This window comes from Streptomyces jumonjinensis (assembly GCF_009600885.1).
GTDB classification, from domain to species: domain Bacteria; phylum Actinomycetota; class Actinomycetes; order Streptomycetales; family Streptomycetaceae; genus Streptomyces; species Streptomyces jumonjinensis.
In genome coordinates this window covers 71,610-94,341 of record NZ_VCLA01000192.1, presented here as the reverse complement: position 1 = coordinate 94,341, position 22,732 = coordinate 71,610, and the positions used below count along the sequence as shown (strand labels likewise).

General features: G+C 70.1%; 15 protein-coding genes. 7 read left to right on the top strand and 8 right to left on the bottom strand.

All coding sequences use genetic code 11. The annotated features are described in order from the left end of the window. Window positions 1–73: 73 nt before the first annotated feature. The 8 genes from FF041_RS31120 to FF041_RS31085 all read right to left on the bottom strand — a co-directional run bounded on the left by FF041_RS31120 (window position 74) and on the right by FF041_RS31085 (window position 13,313). Window positions 74–1,024 carry a GNAT family N-acetyltransferase gene (locus FF041_RS31120; protein WP_153525877.1) on the bottom strand — a complete coding sequence of 317 codons (951 nt, stop codon included), beginning with the start codon at window positions 1,022–1,024 and terminating at the stop codon, window positions 74–76. 176 nt (window positions 1,025–1,200) lie between these two features. Then, window positions 1,201–2,322 (bottom strand): ABC transporter ATP-binding protein, encoded by a 1,122-nt coding sequence (locus FF041_RS31115; protein WP_153486997.1) that lies wholly within the window; start codon window positions 2,320–2,322, stop codon window positions 1,201–1,203. 14 nt (window positions 2,323–2,336) lie between these two features. Continuing rightward, the gene (locus tag FF041_RS31110) at window positions 2,337–3,398 is read right to left on the bottom strand and encodes an ABC transporter ATP-binding protein (RefSeq protein ID WP_323372394.1); all 1,062 of its coding nucleotides are present in this window, start codon (window positions 3,396–3,398) and stop codon (window positions 2,337–2,339) included. A gap of 10 nt (window positions 3,399–3,408) precedes the next feature. Further along, complete coding sequence (locus tag FF041_RS31105) at window positions 3,409–4,386, bottom strand: ABC transporter permease (protein WP_153525876.1); 978 nt, start codon at window positions 4,384–4,386, stop codon at window positions 3,409–3,411. 120 nt (window positions 4,387–4,506) lie between these two features. Beyond that, window positions 4,507–6,300, bottom strand: coding sequence for an ABC transporter substrate-binding protein (locus FF041_RS31100; RefSeq protein ID WP_153525875.1), 1,794 nt, complete (start codon window positions 6,298–6,300; stop codon window positions 4,507–4,509). A 98-nt stretch (window positions 6,301–6,398) separates the two neighbouring features. After that, on the bottom strand, window positions 6,399–7,436 hold the full coding sequence (locus tag FF041_RS31095; protein ID WP_153525874.1) for an ABC transporter permease: 1,038 nt from the start codon (window positions 7,434–7,436) through the stop codon (window positions 6,399–6,401). Between the two features lie 870 nt (window positions 7,437–8,306). Beyond that, a complete protein-coding gene (gene typA / locus FF041_RS31090; protein WP_153487002.1) occupies window positions 8,307–10,208 on the bottom strand; it encodes a translational GTPase TypA in 1,902 nt (633 codons plus the stop codon). Between the two features lie 402 nt (window positions 10,209–10,610). After that, on the bottom strand, window positions 10,611–13,313 hold the full coding sequence (locus FF041_RS31085; protein WP_153525873.1) for an ABC transporter family substrate-binding protein: 2,703 nt from the start codon (window positions 13,311–13,313) through the stop codon (window positions 10,611–10,613). A gap of 328 nt (window positions 13,314–13,641) precedes the next feature. Between FF041_RS31085 and FF041_RS31080 the strand changes: the two genes are divergently transcribed. The 7 genes from FF041_RS31080 (at window position 13,642) to FF041_RS31050 (ending at window position 22,696) form a co-directional block, all read left to right on the top strand. Further along, window positions 13,642–13,890 carry a hypothetical protein gene (locus tag FF041_RS31080; protein ID WP_153487005.1) on the top strand — a complete coding sequence of 83 codons (249 nt, stop codon included), beginning with the start codon at window positions 13,642–13,644 and terminating at the stop codon, window positions 13,888–13,890. A 39-nt stretch (window positions 13,891–13,929) separates the two neighbouring features. Then, window positions 13,930–14,751, top strand: coding sequence for a hypothetical protein (locus FF041_RS31075; protein WP_153525872.1), 822 nt, complete (start codon window positions 13,930–13,932; stop codon window positions 14,749–14,751). Continuing rightward, complete coding sequence (locus tag FF041_RS31070) at window positions 14,751–16,715, top strand: fumarate reductase/succinate dehydrogenase flavoprotein subunit (RefSeq protein WP_153525871.1); 1,965 nt, start codon at window positions 14,751–14,753, stop codon at window positions 16,713–16,715. Before FF041_RS31075 ends, FF041_RS31070 begins: the two co-directional genes overlap by 1 nt. Further along, window positions 16,712–17,482, top strand: coding sequence for a succinate dehydrogenase/fumarate reductase iron-sulfur subunit (locus FF041_RS31065; protein WP_323393215.1), 771 nt, complete (start codon window positions 16,712–16,714; stop codon window positions 17,480–17,482). Before FF041_RS31070 ends, FF041_RS31065 begins: the two co-directional genes overlap by 4 nt. Window positions 17,483–17,652: 170 nt before the next feature. Continuing rightward, window positions 17,653–19,431, top strand: a complete 1,779-nt coding sequence (locus tag FF041_RS31060) for an RICIN domain-containing protein (protein ID WP_153525870.1) — start codon at window positions 17,653–17,655, stop codon at window positions 19,429–19,431. A 155-nt stretch (window positions 19,432–19,586) separates the two neighbouring features. Further along, window positions 19,587–21,887, top strand: a complete 2,301-nt coding sequence (locus FF041_RS31055; protein WP_153526031.1) for a TPM domain-containing protein — start codon at window positions 19,587–19,589, stop codon at window positions 21,885–21,887. A gap of 95 nt (window positions 21,888–21,982) precedes the next feature. Next, entirely contained in the window at window positions 21,983–22,696 is a 714-nt protein-coding gene (locus tag FF041_RS31050; RefSeq protein ID WP_153525869.1) for a PspA/IM30 family protein, read from the top strand. Window positions 22,697–22,732 lie beyond the last annotated feature (36 nt).

Here is a 22,732-nt window from a genome sequence, read left to right as displayed (position 1 = left end):
AATATCACCTCAAAGTACGGCAATCTGCCCGATATATGCGACTAAATGGACCAGCCCGGAGAGGCCCGTCGGTTCAGGAGGACCGGGAGGGGACGGCGACCGGGAGGGCGACCTCCCAGGTGTCCACGGCGAAGTGGACGGCCATGCCGTGCGCCTCGTACAGCCGCAGGGCTCCCGTCTCATTGCCGGTGTCGACGCCGAGGCCGATGGCGTCCCGGCCCAGCTCCGCGTAGACGCCGAAGGCATGGCGCAGCAGATGGCCCGCGATCCCCCGGCCCCGGTACCGCTCGCGCACCCCGATGTTGTTGATCCAGCCGTGGACCTCCCGGTCGTTCCGGCTGACCAGAACGGCCGCGTCACCGGCTCCGGCGAGGGCGGCGATCCACACCAGGGACCAGTCGAAGTCCGGGCCCAGATCGTCCAGCCACTGCTGGTAGGTGCGCGGCTGATGGTCGAAGTGCCCGGCGAAGCTCTCCTGGACCAGCGTATGAGCGAGTCTCCGGTCGGCCTCGTCCCGGCAGTCGCGCAGGGTGACGCCGTCGGGCGGGGCGGGCAGCGGGTCGGCGGCGGGGCTGAGCGGGCGGGTCAGGACGTGATAGCGGCGTACGGTCGTCCAGCCGCGGCCGGTGAGCAGCGCGGTGTCCAGCGTGGGGCGGGTGTTGAGATGCAGATGGACCACGGCCCGGTCGGCGCCGTTGGCCGCGGCCCGCCGCACCGCCTGCTCCTCCATCAGCCCGGTCAGCCGCTCGGCCGCCTCCTGCTGCCCGGGGAGGACGTACTGGTCCATGTCGATGCGCTCGGCGCCGGAGTCGTCCCACATCAGGCCGTAGCCGACCAGTTCCCCGTCCCGGAAGGCGAGCCAGGAGTTGTCCGGGAGCCTGGCGTCGGGGTGGGAGAGATCGGCTTCCACCGTGTGCAGATCGGTCTCCGCCCGGCCTATCTCGATCATGTCCACGGCGTTGAGCAGTCGGCAGACGTCGTCGGCGTCGGCGGGGGTGGCGGCCCTGATGGCGAGGTCGGTCATCGCCTCACTGTCGGGGGCGGGGCGGGGGCGGCGCAACGCCTTTTCCCGGCGGCGGGCGGCGCCAGAGACAGCGGACGCCCCCGGTGACCGCGACCCACGCCCCACGACCGGCGACCGGCATGGCGAAGGCCCCGGGACGCCAGCTGGCGTCCCGGGGCCCGTCGCGGATATCCGGGTCAGTCCTTCGCGGGCCGCTCGGCCTCCAGCGCCGCGAGCGCCGGGTCCAGCACGACGTCCTCGGCGCGCGCCGCGATCGTCGGCTCCTCGGGGAAGTGGCAGGCCGTCAGGTGGCCCTCACGGTTCCCGGAGATCTGCACCAGCGGCGGCACGTCCGTCGCGCACTTGTCCTGCGCCTTCCAGCAGCGGGTGCGGAAGGGGCAGCCGGACGGCGGCATGATCGGCGAGGGCACATCGCCGGAGAGGCGGATGCGCTCCTTCTTCGCCGAGTCCACATCCGCCTCGGGCACGGCCGAGAGCAGCGCGTGCGTGTACGGGTGGCGGGGCCGGGTGTAGAGGGAGTCGCGGTCGGCGACCTCCATCACCTTGCCCAGGTACATCACGGCCACGCGCTGCGAGAAGTGCCGGACCACCGCCAGGTCGTGGGCGATGAAGAGGAAGGCGATGCCCAGCTCGTCCTGCACCTTCTGGAGCAGATTGACGACCTGCGCCTGGATGGACACGTCCAGCGCGGAGACCGGCTCGTCGGCGACGATCAGCTTGGGTTCGAGCGCGAGGGCCCGGGCCACGCCGATGCGCTGGCGCTGACCGCCGGAGAACTCGTGCGGGAAGCGGTTGTAGTGCTCCGGGTTGAGACCGACGGTCTCCAGCAGCTCCCGTACCCGCTTCTCCCGCCCACCGGGCGGGTTGATGCCGTTGACCTCCATCGGGCTCTTGATGATGGTGCCGACGGTTTGCCGCGGGTTCAGCGACGAGAAGGGGTCCTGGAAGATCATCTGGATCTCGGACCGGATCGGCGCCAGCTGCTTGCGGCTGGCGTGGGTGATGTCCTGGCCCGCGTAGGTGATCTTTCCGCCGGTCGGCTCCAGGAGCCGGGTGACCAGCCGGCCGGTGGTGGACTTGCCACAGCCGGACTCGCCGACCAGGCCGAGGGCCTCGCCGGGGTACACCGTCAGATCGACTCCGTCGACCGCCTTCACGGCGCCGACCTGTCGCTTGAAGGGGAAGCCGCCGTAGATCGGGAAATGCTTCTGAAGGCCCTCGACGGTGAGCAGCGGCTCACCGCCGTTGCCGGGGCCGCTGGAATCCTGCTGCTTAGGCAGAGTGACGTTCTCGCTCATGTCTCTGCGTCTCCCTAACCCAGCCGGGGCTTGATCTGATCGATGAAGATGGACTGCTTCTGGTCCGGCGTGAGGTGACAGGCGGCAGCCCGTCCCGCGGCAAGCAGCGGCTTCTCACCCGAGCAGAGGCCGGCGTCCACCTGGTCCTTAAAGGTACAGCGCGGGTGGAAGGCGCAACCCGAAGGCGGGTTGAGCAGGCTCGGCGGAGAGCCGGGGATCGGCACCAGCGGCTCGTCGAGGTCGCCCCCGAGGCGCGGCATCGAGCTGAGCAGTCCCCAGGTGTAGGGGTGCTTGGGGGTCTGGAGCACCTCGCGGACGCTGCCGCGCTCCACCGCCCGGCCCGCGTACATCACCAGCAGGTCGTCGGCCATATTGGCGATGACGCCCAGGTCATGGGTGATGAAGATGATCGCCGATCCGAACTCCTGCTGGAGGTCCTTCAGCAGATCGAGGATCTGGGCCTGCACGGTCACATCGAGCGCGGTGGTCGGCTCGTCGGCGATCAGCAGATCGGGGTCGCAGATCAGCGCCATGGCGATCATCGCGCGCTGGCGCATACCGCCGGAGAACTGGTGCGGGTAGTCGTTGAAGCGGGTCGCGGGCTGCGGGATGCCGACCTTGTCGAGCATCTCGATGGCGCGGGCCTTCGCCTCCTTCTTGGAGGCGCCGGTGTGCTTCATATACGGCTCGGCGATCTGGCGGCCCACGGTGTAGTACGGCGAGAGCGCCGTCAGCGGGTCCTGGAAGATCATCGCGACCTTGTTGCCGCGGAGCTTCTCCAGTTCCCTCTCGGGGGCCGAGACCAGTTCCTGGCCGTCCAGGACGATCTCGCCCTCGACCGAGGCGGTCTGGGGGTTGTGCAGTCCGAGGATGGTCAGGTTGGTGACGGACTTGCCGGAGCCCGACTCGCCCACGATGCCGAGCGTCTTACCGCGCTCGACGTCGAAGGAGAGGCCGTCGACCGCGTTGACGACGCCGTCCTCGGTGGAGAACCGCACCCGCAGGTCGCGAACCGAGAGGAAGGCCTCCGGCCCGGTCGGGGCCGGTGTGTCTTCGGTCTTGGTCTGAGTGGTCACGGTCGTTCTCCTAGGCGAGGCGCACGCGCGGGTCGATGTAGGCGTAGGCGAGGTCCACGATGATGTTCAGAATCAGGATGAAGAAGGCTCCGAACAACATCACGCCCATCGTCAGCGGCAGGTCCTTGGTGAGCGAGGAGTCCACCGCGAGACGGCCGATGCCCGGGAGATCGAAGGTGAACTCGGTGACCACGGCGCCGGCGAGCAGACCGCTGAGGTCCATGCCGAGGATGGTGACGATGGGGGTGAGGGAACCGCGCCAGGCATAACGGAAGAATACGTAACTCTTCTTCATGCCCTTGGCCCGGGCGGTGCGGACGTGCTCCTCCTGGAGCTGCTCGATCATGGTCGAGCGGGCCATACGCGTGTACTGGGCGGTGAAGATCGTCGCCATGACGGCCCAGGGAATCAGCAGCCCCACGACCCAGGCCGCCGGGTCCTCGGTGATCGGGTAGTACTTGGGGTTCTCCATCCAGCCGGTGCTGTAGACGAAGATGCCGAGGACGATGGGTCCGAGGAAGTAGATCTGGAACGAGCTCAGCACCATCGAAGCGCCGCTGACGGCCTTGTCGATGACGGTTCCGCGCTTCCAGGCCGCGAGCAGACCCGAGCCCAGGCCCAGGATCAGGAAGATGACCAGACCGCCGACGGTCAGCGAGAGGGTGAGCGGGAAACGGTCGATGATCGAGTCCCAGACAAACTCACGGGTGTCGAAGGACTGGCCCAGACACGGCGCGGCGCAGTGCCCGGTGGCGAAGTCCCGGCCGGTCAGGATGCCGCCCATGAACTCCCAGAACTGGGCGGTGATGGGCTTGTCGAGGCCGAGGTTCTCGCGGATCACCGCAATGTTCTCCGGCGTGCAGTTCTTGCCGCAGGCGAGTTCGGCGAAGTCCTGGGGGATTGTGTAGAACAGGAAGAACGTGAACGCGCCGATCAGAAACATGATCACTACGGCGCCGGTCAACCTGCGGATGAGGAACTGAAGCATCGCGGGAGGCTGCTCTCTTCGAAGGCGGCGGGGGTTGTGAGACAGGGGCCCGTGGGGGCGCGCTCCGCCTGGCGCGCGCCCCCACGGGTCAGCCGTGGACCTGTGCCTTGTGGGCCGGTCTTACGGGGTCTTCAGGAACAGGTCGTTGATGTCGATGTAGCTCGACTCGACGCTGTACCGGACGCCGCCCACGTTCGAGCCGGACAGCTGGATCTGCTTGGCGTAGTAGACCGGGGTCGCCGGGTTGACCTCCTCCACCAGACGGTGGTGGGCCTCTTCCCACTTCGTGGCCGCGGCCTCGGGCGTCAGCTTCGACGCCTCGTCCATGGTGTCGTTGACCTGCTTGTCGTCGACGTGCGAGTAGTTCTGCGCGCCATCGGCGATCTGGTCACCGTCGTAGACCGGGGGGAGCACCGTGGACGGGGACGGCCAGTCCTGGCCCCACGCGGTCATGTACAGGTCGTACGGGTTGTCCAGCTTGCCGACCTGCTGGTAGAAGGCCGAGCGCTCGATCTCCTTGGACTGGAGGTCGAAGCCGAGTTCGGTCAGCGTGTCCTTGATCACCACGGCCTGCTTCTGGCTGCGCGGCGCGCTGGCGTAGGCGTAGGTGAGCTTGGTGCCCTTCTTGAAGCCCGCCTCCTTCAGCAGCTCCTTGGCCTTGGCCATGTCGCCCTGCGGGTTCTTCACCTTGCCCATCGGGTCGTACTTCGGGTCGTAGCCCGGCAGGGTCGGGGAGAGCAGACCGCCGGCGAGCTCGCCGCCGTACTTGCCGCCGTCCTGGGCGATCATGCGCTGACCCGGGATCGCGTAGCCGATGGCGTCGCGGATCCGCTTGTCCTTCATCCTGTCCATGTTGTAGGTCATCTGCCAGACGTAGGGCTGGTAGCCCTTGACGCTGCGCTTGTTGACCTCGGGCTTGCTGATGATTTCCTTGATCTGGGTCGGGTCAGCAGCGTCCGTGAACTGGATGGCGTTCTTGGACTCACCCTGGTCGGCGATCAGACGCTTGGTCTGGCTCGCCTGGTCGATCGTCAGCTGGAAGTCGTAGCCGTCGACGTACTGGTGACGCACGGAGTCCGTGTTGGCGTCCCAGTTCTCGTTCTTGACCAGCTTGATGGACTTGCCCGGCTTGTAGTCCTCGATCTTGTAGGGACCGAGCGAGACCGGGGCCTTGTCGTACTTCTCCTTCGTGTCCGCCTTCTTGGGCACGATGGAGTAGCCGGCCATGGCAAGGGCCTGCGGCAGGTCGGGCTGCGGCTCCTTGAACTTGAAGACGACCGTGCTCTTGTCCGGGGTCTCCAGGACGCTGTCCGGCAGGCTCTTGCCCTTGTAGGGGCCGTCCGGCAGCGCCTTGCGGTAGTCGTCGCCGGAGAGCCAGCGCTGGACGTACATCGGGCCGTCGAAGATCACCTTCGAGTACATGCGCTCGATGGTGTGCCGGACGTCGGCCGACGTGATCTCGTTGCCGTTCTCGTCCTTGATGCCGTCCTTGAGCTTGTACGTCCAGACCTTGTTGCCCTCGGAGGCCTGGCCGGCGTCGGTGGCGATGTCGCCGACGACGGTCAGGTTGCCCTTGTCGTCCTCCTGGAAGTTGGTCAGACCGCGGTGGATCAGGTTGGCGAACTGACCCGCGTCACTGACGTAGATCTGCCCCGGGTCCATGTGCGTGAGGTCGGACTGCATGAACACATTGATGGTTCCGCCGTCCTTGGCGCCCTGAACCTGTGCCGCGGGGCCCTTCGAAGCGGCGGCGTCGCCGTAGACGACCGGCTTGGACTGAGCCGCCGCGTCCTTCTTCGTCTTGGACTCGTTCTTGGTCTCGCCGTCGTTGCTGGAGCAACCGGTGAGCGCCAGGGAGCCGGCCGCGGCAGCGACGACTATGGCCCGCACCGTGCGTGAGCGAAGGGGCTTCATGATGCTCGTGCACCTACCTGTCAGTTGATATCCATCAAGAGCTGCCTGACCGTCCGGTTGCCCGGCGCGAGGGCGGCAGCCACCCCCGCCCATGGACGTCACCGTCCGGTCTTGGGGTCGAACGCGTCCCGGACGGAGTCGCCGAGAAGGTTGAAGGCGAGCACGAACACCACCATGGCGACGCCCGGGAAGAACATGAACGCCGGGTTCTGCTCGTAGATGTCACTGCCGATCGCGAACATCCGGCCCCAGTCCGGGGTCGGCTCCACGAAGCCGACGCCGACATAGGAGAGGAAGGCGATGGTCAGGATCGAGCCGGGCAGCATATAGGTGCCCTGCACCAGGATCGGCGTGACGATGTTCGGCAGGATCTCCTTGCGGACGATCCGCCAGCGCGAGGCGCCCGACACCTTGGCCGCCTCCACGAACTCCCGCTCGCGCAGGGAGAGCACGGAGCTGCGCACCAGACGGGCCATGCCCATCCAGCCGAGGAACCACATCACCAGGATGATCGCGACGGCGCGCAGGTAGGTGGGGGTCTCATCCCGGGGGGAGACGAAGAGCGCGGTCACGACGGGCATGAAGGCGATGAAGAACAGCTGGCTCGGGAAGGCGAGGAAGAAGTCGGTGATCCGGCCGAGCCAGTAGTCGGCCCTGCCGCCGAAGTAGCCGCCGACCATGCCGATGAGCACACCCGTGATCACCATCAGCGTGGTGATGACCAGCGCCATGTAGAGCGAGGTGCGCATGCCGTAGAGCAGCATGGTGAACACATCGCGGCCCAGGTTCGGCTCGACGCCGAACCAGAACTCGCCGGAGACGCCGCCGAAGGTGCCGACCGGCATGGCGAAGTCGTCGAGGATGTACTCGTGGCCCGGCTCGCTCGGGTAGAGCGTGTACGGGTCCTTGCCGTACAGCTTCGAGATCACCGGAGCCAGCGCGGAGACCGCGAAGTAGAAGATCACGATGCCGGCGGAGATCATGCCGACGCGGTCGCGCTTGAAGCGCGCCCACATCAGCTGGCCGGGCGAGCGGCCGGTGTGCGATGTGCCTTCCGCGGCGTCGTTCTTGGTCGCGGTCTCTTTGTCCAAGGCGACAGAGGCGTCGGTGGCCTCGGTCTCGATTGGACTGGTCATGATGTGTCCATTCACGGGTGTCGGGTGACCCGCGTTCCTGCGCACGGCAGTGGTGACGGCCGAGTGGATGCACTCGTGCCGCCGATGCCGCCGTATGACGATCCCCCTGTCGGCCACGGGACCCGGGAACGGGTGTGGCCGTACTGCCGTTCCGCCAGCGGGTCAGTCACCCACGGGCAAAATGGCTGGAAAGCGCGTCAATAGGGATTGATCCCACCCTCAGGAGCGCGAGCCGAGCGGTTGACCGGGGCTCAGGATCGGCGGCCGACGTCGGCGGCCCGGCCGGATGGAATGCGCTGGAAACCGGCCGTACAAGCCATCTGCGACGACCCGACCCCACTGGCGCTCGTGGCACCGCGCATGGGTTCCTCCTCATGAGTCCACGTGTTCACTGCAAGGCTGGGCACAAGACACCCACCGACACCCCTGACGGCGAAGAGCTGTACCCCGTGTGCTCGTGAGTCGGCGCTCCCCACAGCGCATGACCCGTTGACCCGAGCTCAGTGAAGCCAACTATTGGGTAAGTTCGGGCTGTAAACCACACTTAAAGCATCTCGTTTTGGCAACATCAGTACGGCCCTCATGACCAAAATTCGGACAAAGGGATCGCAGACAGACACCCCCGAAACGGACTGTTAATACAGGTTTCCGGTGAGCTACGCCCGATAGTCGGACAGAGAGGGTAGGAAAACCGGTTGACGGACGGCCGGGGGGCCGTGGTCCAATCCATCAGTTTCCCACCCGGCGGGGGTACGCAAACGGCCCGGGCGGCCCCTGTCTCAGGGGCCGCCCGGGCCGTTTTCAGCCAAAGGCGGGTGGCGGAGGTTTCCCGGTCCGCCGGAGCGCGCCGGGGGCGCGCGTGGCGCTATGTCAGCCGTGCTTGGCGCGGGAGGCGGCGCGGGCGCGCTCGCGCCCGTCCAGGTTCACCTTGCGGATGCGGACCGCCTCGGGGGTCACCTCGACGCACTCGTCGTCGCGGCAGAACTCCAGCGACTGCTCCAGGGAGAGCTTCCGCGGCGGGACGATCGCCTCGAAGGAGTCGGCCGAGGAGGAGCGCATGTTGGTGAGCTTCTTCTCCTTGGTGATGTTGACGTCCATGTCGTCGGAGCGGGAGTTCTCACCGACGATCATGCCCTCGTAGACCTCGGTGCCCGGCTCCGTGAAGAGCACGCCGCGCTCCTGGAGGTTGGTCATCGCGAAGGCGGTGACGGCGCCGGAGCGGTCGGCGACCAGCGAACCGTTGTTACGGGTCTTGAGCTCGCCGAACCACGCCTCGTGGCCCTCGTGGATGGAGTGGGCGATACCGGTGCCGCGGGTGTTGGTCAGGAACTCCGTACGGAAGCCGATGAGGCCGCGCGACGGGACGACGAACTCCATGCGGACCCAGCCGGAGCCGTGGTTGGACATGTTGTCCATCCGGCCCTTGCGGGTGCCCATGAGCTGGGTGACCGCGCCCATGTGCTCCTCGGGGACGTCCACCGTGAGGCGCTCGACCGGCTCGTGGACCTTGCCGTCGACCAGCTTGGTGACCACCTGGGGCTTGCCGATGGTCAGCTCGAAGCCCTCACGGCGCATCTGCTCGACCAGGATGGCCAGCGCCAGCTCACCGCGGCCCTGCACCTCCCAGGCGTCCGGACGCTCGGTCTCCAGGACGCGGAGCGAGACGTTGCCGACCAGCTCGCGCTCCAGACGGTCCTTGACCTGGCGGGCGGTGACCTTGCGGTCCTTGACGGCCGCCTTGTTGTCGGCGCCCTTGCCGGTGCCGCCCCGGCCGACCAGAGGCGAGGTGTTGGTGCCGACGGTCATGGAGATCGCGGGCTCGTCCACCGTGATCAGCGGCAGCGCGATCGGGTTCTCCGGGTCGGCCAGGGTCTCGCCGATCATGATGTCGGGGATGCCCGCGACGGCGCAGATGTCGCCGGGGCCGGCCACCTCGGCGGGCTTGCGGGTGAGCGCCTCGGTCATCATCAGCTCGGAGATGCGGACATTGGCGATGGAGCCGTCCCGCTTGATCCAGGCGACGTTCTGGCCCTTGCGCAGCTCGCCCTGCTCGACGCGGAGCAGCGCGATACGGCCGAGGAAGTTGTCGGCGTCCAGGTTGGTGACATGGGCCTGGAGCGGCGCGGACTCGTCGAACTCGGGGGCCGGGACCGTCTCCAGGATGGTGGAGAAGAACGGCTCCAGGCTGTCGCTGTCGGTCGGGACCGTGCCGTCGGCCGGCTTGGTCAGCGAGGCGACGCCGTCACGGGCGCAGGCGTAGACGATCGGGAACTCGATCTGGTCCTCGTCGGCGTCGAGGTCCAGGAAGAGGTCGTAGGTCTCGTTGACGACCTCGTCGATACGGGAGTCGGGACGGTCCGTCTTGTTGATGCACAGGATGACCGGCATCCGGGCCTGGAGGGCCTTGCGCAGCACGAAGCGGGTCTGCGGGAGCGGGCCCTCGGAGGCGTCCACGAGAAGGACGACCGCGTCGACCATCGACAGACCGCGCTCGACCTCGCCACCGAAGTCGGCGTGGCCGGGGGTGTCGATGATGTTGATGGTGATGGGCGACCCGCCCGCCTTGGGGTGGTACTTCACCGCCGTGTTCTTGGCGAGGATCGTGATGCCCTTCTCACGCTCCAGGTCGTTCGAGTCCATGACCCGGTCATCGACCTGCTGGTGCGCTGCGAAGGCTCCGGCCTGCTTCAGCATGGCGTCGACCAGGGTGGTCTTGCCGTGGTCGACGTGGGCGACGATGGCGACGTTACGAATATCGTGGCGCGTGGGCATGCTGGCTGGCGCTTCTCTCGATCGTGGGATGCGGCGTCGGACGCGGCGTGCTGCTCGTACGCCCTGCCGGGGCGGACGCGCCGCGGCTCTTCCCATGGTACGGGGCCGTCGCGCGAGGGGCCTCCCGGCCGCCGGAGGGGGAGATCCACGCGGTGGGGAGAGTGGGGTGGGGGCGCGGCCGAAGCGGCTGAACATTGGTCAACAGGTGGACACGATCTTGCCCGCCGGGGGCGCCGGCGGGCAAGAGAGTTGAGCTGGTTCTGAGCTTGCGCAGCCGGGTTTGTGAAACCTGGTTGCGTAACTACGCCGTGATCCGGCGGCCTGTCCGGACCGTGATCCGGTGGCCTGTACGGGCCGTGATCCGGTGGCCTGTACGGGCCGCGATCCGGTGGCCTGTACGCGTCATGATCCGGCGGCCTGTGCGCGGGCGGGACGGTCCTTCTCGGGAAGGTGGGCGGCCTGAGCGGGCCCGGCGGCCTTGGCTCCCTTGCCTCCCTTAGTCTCCCTTGGCTCCCTTGCCCCCTTACCCTGCTTCGCCGCCGGCTTGACGAAGCCGATGTCCTGGTAGCGGGGGGTGGCGAAGCCGAAGGCTCCCGCGTTGCGGACCAGGGGTCTGGCCGCGACCAGCTCGGGGCGCTGGTAGAGCGGGATGGACCCGGCCGCCGCCCAGATCCGGGCGTCGGCCCGGCGCACCAGATCGCGGGCCTCGTCCTCGTCGAGCTCGGCGACCGCCTGGTCGAAGAGCTGGTCGATGTAGTCGGTGCCGACCCGGGTGTAGTTCTGCTCCACCAGCAGGGAGCCGTCGCTGGCGGGCTGGGGCTTGGCGTAGACGGGGCGGGCGTCGGTCGCGGGGTAGGCGGTGGCGGGCCAGGAGTAGAGCGCCAGATCGTACTGGCCCGAGGCGACGTGGTCCTTGAAGTAGCTCTCGTCCGGGACCTTGACGGTCTGGGTCCGGATACCGATCCGGTCCAGCATCCGCGCGATCTTCCCGCCGACGGCGCGCAGCGACTCCGAGCCGGGGCCGGAGGTCAGGACGAAGCGGAGGGAGAGGGCCTCGCCGTTCTTGCCGAGCTGTCCGCCCGCGGCGACGGGGGCCGCGGTGCCGGCCGGCGCGTAGGCCCCCGCGGCACCGCCCCGGGCGTCGCGGCGGGCCTCCTGGGCACCGGTATCGGCGCGGCTGCCCGCGGCCGGGAGCCGGGGCTGGATCCGGGGCTGGAAGGCCAGCTCCTGGAAGGTCACCGGGGCGGGGGCGAGGACATGGGCGCCGCCGGAGCCGGGTTCGCCGGCGGGCTCGTCGCCGACGATGTAGAGCCCGTCCTCGGACGGATGGTCCGGGGACTCCCCCGCCGCCTTGCGGGAGGTCTTCCCCGCGGGGTTCTTGGAGTCGGAGCCGGACTTGTCGTCGGTGGACTCGTCAGCGGACTCGTCGGACTCATCGGCTTCGGCGCCCTGCTTGGCCTCACCGCCCGCCTTGGCCGGCTCGGACTTCTTGAGCGCCCCGCCGGGCACCCATCCCGCGTCCGCGAGCAGCGCCTGCGCCTCCTGGGTGTTCTGCTCGCCGAGCGCTCCGCTGTTGTCCGTGTACGTACGCTGGCCCGCGAGCGCCAGATGGCTGCCGGGCGGCTCCGCGGGAAGCCCGAGCGGACCCAGCACGGTCGCGGCGAGCTCCTCGCGGTCGAGGGCGCGGGCCACGGCCCGGCGGACCCGGTCGTCGGAGAGGGGACCGGACTCGCCGTTCAGCGCGAGCTGGGTGAAGGCGGGCTCCAGGGATCTGCGGACCACCAGGGTGCGCAGCCCGCTCTGCTCGTCGCCGTAGACGTCGATCGCCTTGACGGTGCGCGCGCGGGACGCCTGCGCCTCCTCGGCCTCCTCCTCGTCGGAGCCGTTGGCCAGCGCCCAGGAGCGCAGCACCGAGGACGGGGTGAGGGCCGCGGCGGGGCCGTGGGAGGGCCGGTACCGGAGCCGGGCGCCGTCGGGGCCCCGCGCGGGCGGCGGGGCGGCGGCTCCCTTGTTCTTCACCGCGAGGGCGATGCGGTCGGCGGTGTTCCGGTCGATCTCGGCGAGGTCGACCCGCCCCCCGGCGAGGGCGGCGGCCCGCTTCTCCCGGGGCACGGCGGTGAGCACCAGGCTGTTCAGTTTGGCCTGCTCGCCCCACCAGCGGGGGTTGCGCACCAGGGTCACGGCGCCCGCCTTGCGGTCGAGCTTCTCCAGCTGGAAGGGGCCGGCGGTGGCCTTGAGCCGGGTGCGCGCGCCGTCGTTGAAGGCGTTGGGGGTTCCGGTGACGCTCTTGGGGTAGAGCGGGGTGAAGAGGGACTGCCAGTCGGCGTAGGGCTTCTTGAAGGTGACCTTGACCTCCAGGTCGTTCGCGCCCTTCTGGATCTCCTCGATCCGGTCGTATCCGGCGTTGCGCGCGGTCCAGTAGGCGCTGTCCCGGCCGCTGAGAGCGCGCCACTGGGCGGCGAAGTCGGGCGCGCCGATCTCCCGGCCGTCGCTCCAGACCGCCTTCTGGTTGAGCTTGTAGAGCACGACCTGTTTGGGCTCCCGCTCGACGATCTCCGCCGACTCGACGTAGTCGGGGTTGCGCTGGGGTCTGCCCCGTTCGTCGAGGGTGAAGAGGGCGGGCAGCACGGCCCCGGCGACCCGGCTGGTGGCGGCGTCGGCGTCGGCCTGGAAGGTGTTGAGGGTGGTCGGCACCGCGTCGATCGCCCAGCGCAGGCTGCCTCCGTCGCGGACCTCGTCCCGCTTGGCCTCGGCGATGTCCTGGGGCGCGGCCGGGCCGCCGGCGTCGTCGGAGGCGCAGCCCGACAGGGTGGGCAGCGCCAGCACTCCTCCGGCGATCAGCGCCACGGAGCGCAGGGCCCGCGGGGAGCGGGCAGGGCGGCGCTCCGGGGGGACCGGGGCCCGGCCGCGCTCCGGGGGGATCGGGGCGCCGCCCTGCTCCGGGTGGGTGCGGGGCTCCGGGTGGGTGTGGGCACCGCCGTGCTCCGGGTGGGCCCGGATCCCCCGGGAGGGAGAGATCCGGGTGTCCCGGGAGGCCAGGGTGTCGTCAGCGGCCCGGGATGTCGGGGAGCTGGCCCTCCCGCTCGGCTCGTCGACCTGGGACATGAGCTTTACCTCATTCATCCTGTTTCACGGAATTTGGGATGATCACACTGATTCCAGGTCACTGAAGTGGACGGATGGCCGCCGTCAACGCAGACACGACGCTTCCACCTCGCAAAGCCACCCGTACGGCGCAAAAAGGAGCCGTACATTCTCTGTCAAAAATCGCCAAAATAGGTGTAGCAAGACAGAAACCACCAGGTGCGAGCCCGGCACAAGCGATGTGAGCCGATGAGAATCCGGCGCTTCCTCTTCCCAAGGCGGATGTGACGCGCAACACTCGCAGGCGCATGAGCGACGCCACCCGCACCCTGCGGAAGTGAGGGCACACATGTCCCAGCAGGACGATCTGGCCACCATCCAGCACCGCCTCGACGAGCTGGTCCAGCGTGTCGGACAGCTGGAGAGGACTGTCGATCAGCTGCGTGGCGCCGGTGACCAGCCCCGTGGCAGCCGGGCCGAACGGAAACCGGCGGAGAACCGCGAACTGGTCACCATCCCCGACGTTCCCTACGACAACGCGCTCTGGACGGACTCGGACGACGAGGGTCTGGGCGTCCGGGACCGGCGCGCTCCCTGATACGGCCTCCCCCTGAGGGCAGGCCCTAGGAGACTCTCGTTGGCCACTGGTACCGAACCACCACAAATCCATACCGGCGTGCACGGCGCGGCCCGCGCCGCCATCGGCCCCCGCCATCTGCGGACGGACCGCTGGTGGCTGGCTCCGGCACTGACCGCGGGCGGACTGCTCGCCTTCATCGTCTACTCGACATGGCGGGCGTTCGCCAACGCGGACTACTACGCCGCACCGTATGTCTCGCCGTTCTACTCGCCCTGTCTCGCGGAGAACTGCGCGCCGATGAAGGGCGGCCCCAACTGGGAGGTCTTCGGCAGCTGGTGGGGGCTCTCCCCCGCGCTGCTGATCCTGATCTTCCCCCTGGGCTTCCGGCTGACCTGCTACTACTACCGCAAGGCCTACTACCGGGGCTTCTGGGCCTCGCCCCCGGCGTGCGCGGTCGCCGAACCGCACAAGAAGTACACCGGTGAGACCCGCTTCCCGCTGATCCTCCAGAACATCCACCGGTACTTCTTCTACGCGGCGATCCCGGTCGCCGGAATCCTCACCTACGACACCGTGCTCGCCTTCCGCGACGAGCAGTACGCGTGGGGCCATATGGGCCTCGGCACGGTCGTCTTCCTGGTGAACATCGTGCTGATCTGGGCCTACACCCTCTCCTGCCACTCCTGCCGGCACATCATCGGCGGCCGGCTCAAGCACTTCTCCCGGCACCCGGTGCGCTACCGGCTCTGGGGCTGGGTCGGCAAGCTCAACGAACGCCATATGCTGCTCGCCTGGTCGTCCTTGATCAGCGTCGCGCTCGCCGACTTCTACGTCTATCTCGTCGCGTCCGGCGCCTTCGACGATCCGAGGTTCTTCTGATGACGCAGCTCGAACGGCAGCAGTGGGACGTCGTCGTGGTGGGCGCGGGCGGAGCGGGACTGCGGGCCGCGATCGCGGCCCGCGAGCAGGGCGCCCGTACGGCGGTGATCTGCAAATCCCTCTTCGGCAAGGCCCATACGGTGATGGCCGAGGGCGGCATCGCCGCCTCCATGGGCAATGTGAACTCCGGCGACAACTGGCAGGTCCACTTCCGCGACACCATGCGCGGCGGCAAGTTCCTCAACCAGTGGCGGATGGCCGAACTGCACGCCCAGGAGGCCCCCGACCGCGTCTGGGAACTGGAGACCTGGGGAGCGCTCTTCGACCGCACCGCGGACGGAAAGATCTCCCAGCGCAACTTCGGCGGCCATGAGTACCCGAGGCTCGCGCATGTCGGCGACCGGACCGGCCTGGAGCTGATCCGCACCCTCCAGCAGAAGATCGTCTCGCTCCAGCAGCAGGACAAGGAGGAGTACGGCGACTACGAGGCGCGGCTGAAGGTCTTCCAGGAATGCACCGTGACCCGCGTCCTCAAGGACCACGGGTCCGACAACGACGCCGACGCCGACGCCGGCGGCGAACGGGTCTCGGGGGCCTTCTGCTACGAGCGGGAGTCCGGCCGCTTCTTCGTCCTGGAGGCCCCCTCGGTCGTCCTGGCCACCGGCGGCATCGGCAAGTCCTTCAAGGTGACGTCCAACTCCTGGGAGTACACCGGCGACGGCCACGCCCTGGCCCTGCTCGCGGGAGCGCCGCTGCGCAACATGGAGTTCGTCCAGTTCCACCCCACCGGGATGGTCTGGCCGCCGTCGGTGAAGGGCATCCTCGTCACCGAGTCGGTACGCGGCGACGGCGGAGTGCTGCGCAACTCCGAGGGCAAGCGGTTCATGTTCGACTACATCCCCGAGGTGTTCAAGGAGAAGTACGCGCAGACCGAGGAGGAGGGCGACCGCTGGTACGAGGACCCGGACCACAACCGGCGTCCCCCCGAGCTGCTCCCCCGCGACGAGGTGGCCCGCGCCATCAACTCCGAGGTGAAGGCGGGCCGCGGCTCCCCCCACGGCGGGGTCTTCCTCGATGTGTCGACCCGGATGCCCGCCGAGGTCATCCGCCGCCGGCTGCCGTCGATGTACCACCAGTTCAAGGAGCTGGCGGACGTCGACATCACGGCCGAGGCCATGGAGGTCGGCCCCACCTGCCACTACGTCATGGGCGGGATCTCGGTCGACTCCGACACCGCCGCCGCGACCGGCGTCCCCGGGCTCTTCGCGGCGGGCGAGGTCGCGGGCGGCATGCACGGCTCCAACCGGCTCGGCGGCAACTCCCTCTCCGATCTGCTGGTCTTCGGACGCCGCGCCGGTCTGCACGCGGCCGAGTACGCCGCGGGCCTCACCGACCGGCCCATCGTGGACGACGACCGGGTCGCGGCAGCCGCCGCCGAGGCGCTGCGCCCCTTCAGCGCGGACACCGCGGCGGACGGCGCCGCGCCGGAGAATCCGTACACCCTGCACCAGGAGCTCCAGCAGACCATGAACGACCTGGTCGGCATCATCCGCCGGGAGGGCGAGATGGCGCGGGCGCTGAAGAAACTGGGCGAGCTGCGCGCCCGGGCCCGGCGTGCCGGGGTCGAGGGCCACCGGCAGTTCAACCCCGGCTGGCACCTCTCGCTCGATCTGCGGAACATGCTGCTGGTCAGCGAGTGCGTCGCACGGGCGGCGCTGGAGCGCACCGAGAGCCGCGGCGGGCACACCCGTGAGGACTTCCCCGCGATGGAGCGCACCTGGCGGCCGGTCAATCTGCTCTGCCGGCTGGCGAACCCGTCCGCCGATCCGCAGGAGACCGATCCGGTACGCGCCCAGATCGCGCTGGAGCGTGTCGTCACCGACCCCATCCGTCATGACCTGCTGGCTCTCTTCGAGAAGGAAGAGCTGGTCAAGTACCTCGCCGAAGAGGAGCTCTACGAGTGAGTTCGTATCAGGCCGCCTTCCGGGTGTGGCGCGGCGACCAGACCGGCGGAGATCTTGAGGATTTCACCGTGGAGGTCAACGAGGGCGAGGTCGTCCTCGACATCATCCACCGCCTCCAGGCCACCCAGACCTCCGATCTCGCCGTGCGCTGGAACTGCAAGGCGGGCAAGTGCGGGTCGTGCAGCGCGGAGATCAACGGCAGGCCCCGGCTGATGTGCATGACGCGGATGTCGGTCTTCTCCCGCGAGGAGACGATCACGGTGACCCCGCTGCGGGCGTTTCCCGTGGTGCGCGATCTGGTGACGGATGTGTCCTTCAACTACGCCAAGGCCCGGGAGGTGCCCTCCTTCGTCCCGCCGCCCGGGGTGGCGGCGGGCGACTACCGCATGCAGCAGATGGACGTGGACCGCTCCCAGGAGTTCCGCAAGTGCATCGAGTGCTTCCTCTGCCAGGACACCTGTCATGTGGTGCGCGACCACGAGGAGAACAAGACGGCGTTCGCCGGGCCGCGCTTCCTGATGCGGGTGGCGGAGCTGGACATGCACCCTCTGGACGCCGCCGCCGAGTCGGGTCTCGACCGTAAGAAGACCGCGCAGGACGAGCACGGGCTCGGCTACTGCAACATCACCAAATGCTGTACGGAGGTGTGCCCGGAGGGGATCAAGATCACGGACAATGCGCTGATCCCGCTGAAGGAGCGGGCGGTGGACCGTAAGTACGATCCGCTGGTCTGGCTGGGGAGCAGGATCGGGCGGAGAAGGGCCTGACACCGGGCCGGACTCCCGGGCGGCCCGTCACAACCGTGCGGGCCGCCGCGCTCCCCTCATGCGGCTGATCCGGCCGCGTGCCCGGGTCCCGTACCCGTCAGCCCGGTGTCAGCGCCCGGCGCAAGGCTGGCCCGTCCGGTACGGCTGTCCGTCCCGTGGGGGGAATTCTCATGCCACTGACCCGCATACGCCGCCGGGGCGGCGCCGTGGCGGCCCTGACCGCGCTCGTCTCCCTGGCGGTTCCCCTGGTTCCGCAGCTGACCCCGGACGCTTCGGCGGCGGCCGGGGAGGTCCGGGCCGGGGAGATCAACATCATCGCGCGGCACAGCGGACGCTGTGTGGAGGCGGAGAGCTCCTCCGTGGTCTCCGGCGCCGCGGTGGTGCAGGAGGACTGCACCGGGCAGGCGGGCGCCGCCTGGCGGCTCCAGGACTCCCCGGCGGGCGGCGGCACGGTCAATCTGGTCAATGCGAACAGCGGCTGGTGCCTGGAGGCGCCGAGCTCCGCCGTGGGCACGCCGGCCCGGCAGGGCGTCTGCGGCGGAGCGCCCTCGGTCAGCTTCCGGATCGTCGACCGGACCACCCATGTCTGGCTCCAGCCGCTGTCCGCCTCTCCGGCGAGATGTCTGGAGGTCGCGGCCGGCTCCCACGCCCCGGGCGCGGCGGTCCGGCTCGCGGAGTGCTCCGGACAGTCCGGGACCGCCTTCCACCAGCGCGTCCCGGGGGCGGGCAACGACCCGGCCGCCGAGCCGGGCGGAGTCGTCCGGGCGAACGTCACCTCCACCGGCGCGCAGACGGCGGGCTTCTGGCGGTACGTGGATGTCAGCAGCGTCAGCGCCACCGGCCGCTATCTGGTCTTCGAATCCGGTGCGGACATCGCCGTACGGGACCTCGCGGCGGGCACCACCGAACCCCTCGGCCTCACCGCGGCCCCCGCCCGCCGCAGCCGCTCCTACTACGGCGGCGGCCCCGGCATCACCCAGGACGGCCGCTATGTCGTCTTCCTCTCCGACGCCGCACTGGTGGCCGCCGACACCAACGCCGGGCAGGACGTCTACCTACGCGACCGCCACACCGGAGCCAACGAGCTGATCAGCCGGTCCGCCACCGGTCAGCCGGGCAACGGGATGTCGGAGTGGCCGTCGATCAGCCCAAACGGCCGCCATGTCGTCTTCCTCTCCAACGCCGACAATCTGGTGCCGGGCGACACCAACGCCTCGACCGACGTCTTTCTGCGCGACCGCCAGACGGGCACTGTCGAGCGGGTGAACCTCACCGCCGCCGGCGGCCAGGGCGACTCCAGCGCCTGGGCCCCCCGGGTCAGCGCCGATGGGTGGCATGTCAGCTTCACCTCCGGCGCGACCGATCTGGTGGCCGGTGACACCAACCGGTCCTCCGACGTCTTCGTCCGCGACCGGCAGACCGGAACCACCGAACGCGTCAGCGTCTCCAGCGGCGGCGGCCAGGGCGACAAGACCTCCTACGACTCGTCGATCAGCGCGGACGGCCGCTATGTCGCCTTTGAGTCCTCCGCGGCCAATCTGGTCGCCGGCGACACCAACAACGCCTTGGACGTCTTCGTCCGCGACCGGCAGAGCGGCGCCACCGAACGGGTCAGCCTGAGCAGCGGCGGCGGCCAGGGACTGCTGAGCTCGTACGCCCCGAGCATTAGCGGCGACGGCCGCTATGTGGCCTTCAGCTCCGATGCCGAGACCCTGGTGCCGTACGACACCAACGCCGTCGAGGACGTCTTCGTCCGGGACCGACAGGCCGGGACCACCGTGCGGGCCAGCGTCAACGGCAGCGGAGTCCAGGGCGACAAGCTCTCCAACCAGCCGGAGATCAGCGTCAGCGGCCAGTACGTCGTGTTCCAGTCGGAGGCCGCCAATCTGGTGCCGGGCGACACCAACAACGCGCAGGACCTCTTCGTCCTCCCGCGCCCGGCGGCCTGACGCGGGAGCCCGGGGCCGCAGGTGTACGTGGCCGGGGGCCGTGACCCGGGGGCCGGGGCCGCTCGACTGGCGCCCGCCGCGCCGCAGGGTGCCGGGTCGCAGGGTGCCGGGTCGCGCGGCCATCGGTGCGGACATAGCCTCCCAATGTGACGCGAATGGCCACCCGGGTACTGCCTGTGGCGCTGGTGGCGGCGTGGTGGCTGACCGTGCCCGCCGCTCCGGCCGCACTCGCCGCCACCGTCCTCCCCGCCGACACCGGCACGGACGGCGGGCGGGCGGCCCCGGCGGCGAGCACCGGCCCGGTGCGCGGGGGCCCGCCCGCCGAGGACCCCGTCACGCTCTCCCGCGACGGCCAGATCACCGATCGGGTGGACGCGGTCGGCGATCGCCGGCCGGAGGTGGAGCAGGCGCTCGACCGGCTCTACGACGACGAGCGGATCCAGCTCTTCGTCGTCTGGGTACGCGAGTTCTCCGGCCGCTCCGCCCAGGACTGGACCGACGCCACCGCACGGCGGAACGGCCTCGGCCAGAGCGATGTCCTGCTGGCGATCGCCACCCATGCCCGCCAGTACGCGTACTGGGTCGACGCCTCCTCCCCGCTGACCAACGCCCAGCTCGCGGACGTGGCGAGCACCGCCGTCGAACCGGCGCTGCGGCGCAACGACTGGGCGGGCGCCGCCATCGGCGCGGCGGACGGCTACCGCGCCGTCCTGAGCGGGCGGCCCGTGCCCACCCCCGCCATCACCCCGGGCGATCCCGACCCCGGCCGGTCCGGCGCCGGATCCGGCACGGGCGCGGGCGACCTGGTGGTGCCGGTCCTGGTCGCCGGCGGGGCCGCCGCCGTCGCCGCGTACGCCTACGCCCGGCGCAGAAGGCGCACCGCGGCCCGTACCACTCCGCAGGGCGGCCGGGCGGGCTGGAGCAGCGGCCCCGCTCCCCCGGTCCCGCTCGCCGAACTCGACGCACAGGCCGGGCAGGCGCTGGTCGACGCCGATGACGCCCTGCGCACCAGTCAGGAGGAGCTCGGCTTTGCCACCGCCCAGTTCGGCGAGGACGCGGCCAGACCCTTCCAGGACGCGGTCGGTTACGCGAAGACCCAGCTGACAGCGGCCTTCCGGCTGCGCCAGCAGCTCGACGACGCGCATCCGGAGGACGACGGCGCCCGGCGGCGGATGCTGGACGAGATCCTCTCCCGCTGCGCCGAGGCCGGCCGGCGGCTCGACGCGGAGTCGGCGGCGTTCGACCGGCTGCGCGATCTGGAACGGAACGCGCCGGGGGCGCTGGCTGCCGCCCGGAGCGCCTTCACCGGTCTCGACGCCCGGTTGAGCGCCGCCGAGGCGACGCTGTCGACGCTGCGCGAGCGGTACGCCCCCTCCGCCGCCGCGCCCGTCGCGGACAACCCCGCACAGGCCGGGGAGCGGCTCGCCTTCGCGCGTACCGCTCTGGAGCGGGCGAACGCGGCGGTGGCGCGGTCCGACAGCGGGGCTGCGGCCGTGGGGGTGCGGGCGGCGGAGGGCGCTCTCGACCAGGCGGAGCGGCTGATGGCGGCCGTGGACCGGCGTGCCCGGGAGCTCGCGGAGGCGGTGGACCGGCTGCCGGGCGCGCTCACCGAGACCGACGGCGATCTGGCCGAGGCGGGCGGGGTGCTGGAGGGCACGGCGGCGGGTGTGCCGACCGCGGCGCTCCAGGGGCGGATCGCCCGCGCCCGTGCGGTCGCCGCCGAGGTGCGCGGGGAGATGGCGGCGGGCCCGTACGACCCGATCGACGCGCTGCGGCGGGTCGAGGAGGCCGACGCGGCGCTCGATCAGGCGCTGGCCGGGGCGCGGGAGAGCGAGCAGGGGGCCCGGCGGGCCAGGGAGCTGCTCGATCAGGCGACCCTCGGCGCCCGCTCCGCGATCGGCGCGGCGGCCGACTACATCACCACCCACCGCGGCGCGGTCGGCAGCGAGGCGAGGACCCGGCTGGCGGAGGCGGAGCGCAGGCTGCGGAGATCGGCGGAGCTGGCGGGCGGGGGTCCGGCGGGCGCGGCTCCGGACGGCGCCGGCCCGGAGGCAGCGGGTCCGGAGGCAGCGGGTCCGGAGGCGGCGGGTCCGGAGGCGGCGGGTCCCAGGGGCGGTGGGGAGACCTGGCACCAGCGGGACCGGGCCCCGGGTGATCTGCCGGGCGCGATCGCCGAGGCGCAGCAGGCCGACGCGCTGGCGCGGCGGGCGCAGAGCCTGGCCGAGGACGACGTACGCGGGTTCGGCGGCCGGTCCGGTCCGGGCGGCGGGCCGGGCATGGGCGGCGGGCTCGGCGGCGCGGTCCTCGGCGGAATCCTGCTCGGCGGAGTCCTCGGCGGGGGACGGGGCGGGGGGTATGGAGCTCGTGGCGGCTTCGGGGGCGGCGGTTTCGGCGGCGGCCCGGGCAGTTTCGGCGGCGGGGGCACCCGTGGCCGGATGGGAGGTGGCCGGTTCTGACACGGGTCCGGGTGCACGCGACGGCGCGTCCCACCCGGCGACACCCCTCATCCGGTTCTCATCCGGTTCGCATCCGGTTCGCAAGGAGAAGCGCCATGACCAAGCAGACCGTCCTCGGCCGGGTCACCCAGCTGGCGAAGGCCAATGTCAACGCCCTGCTCGACCAGGCCGAGGATCCACAGAAGATGATCGACCAGCTGATCAGGGACTACGTCAACAACATCGCCGACGCGGAGCAGGCGGTGGCGCGCGTCATCGGCCATCTCCGGCTGCTGGAGCAGGACCACCAGGAGGATGTGGAGGCGGCGGCGGAGTGGGGCGCCAAGGCGCTGGCGGCCAGCGGAAAGGCGGACGAGCTGCGAGCGGCCGGGCAGGGCGCCGAGGCGGACACCTTCGACAATCTGGCGAAGGTCGCGCTCCAGCGGCAGCTCCAGTCCGAGCGGGAGGCGAAGACGGCGGAGCCGGCGATCGCCTCCCAGACCGATGTCGTGGACCGGCTCAGAACCGGGCTCGACCAGATGAAGGAGAAGCTCGCCCAGTTGCAGTCCAAGCGGGACGAGCTGGTGGCCCGCTCCCGTACCGCGCAGGCGCAGAACCGGATGATGGACGCGGTGAAGAGCGTCGACGTCCTCGATCCCACGAGCGAGCTGCACCGCTTCGAGGACAAGGTGCGCCGGGAGGAGGCGAGGGCGCAGGGCAGACAGGAGCTGGCCGCGTCATCGCTGGACGCGCAGTTCGAGCGGCTGGACGGCCTGGGCGACTCGGCGGAGGTGGAGGCCCGGCTGGCCGCGCTGAAGGCCGCGCCCTGACCATGGCCTCCCACGGCCCGACCGCGGCGCCCCGCG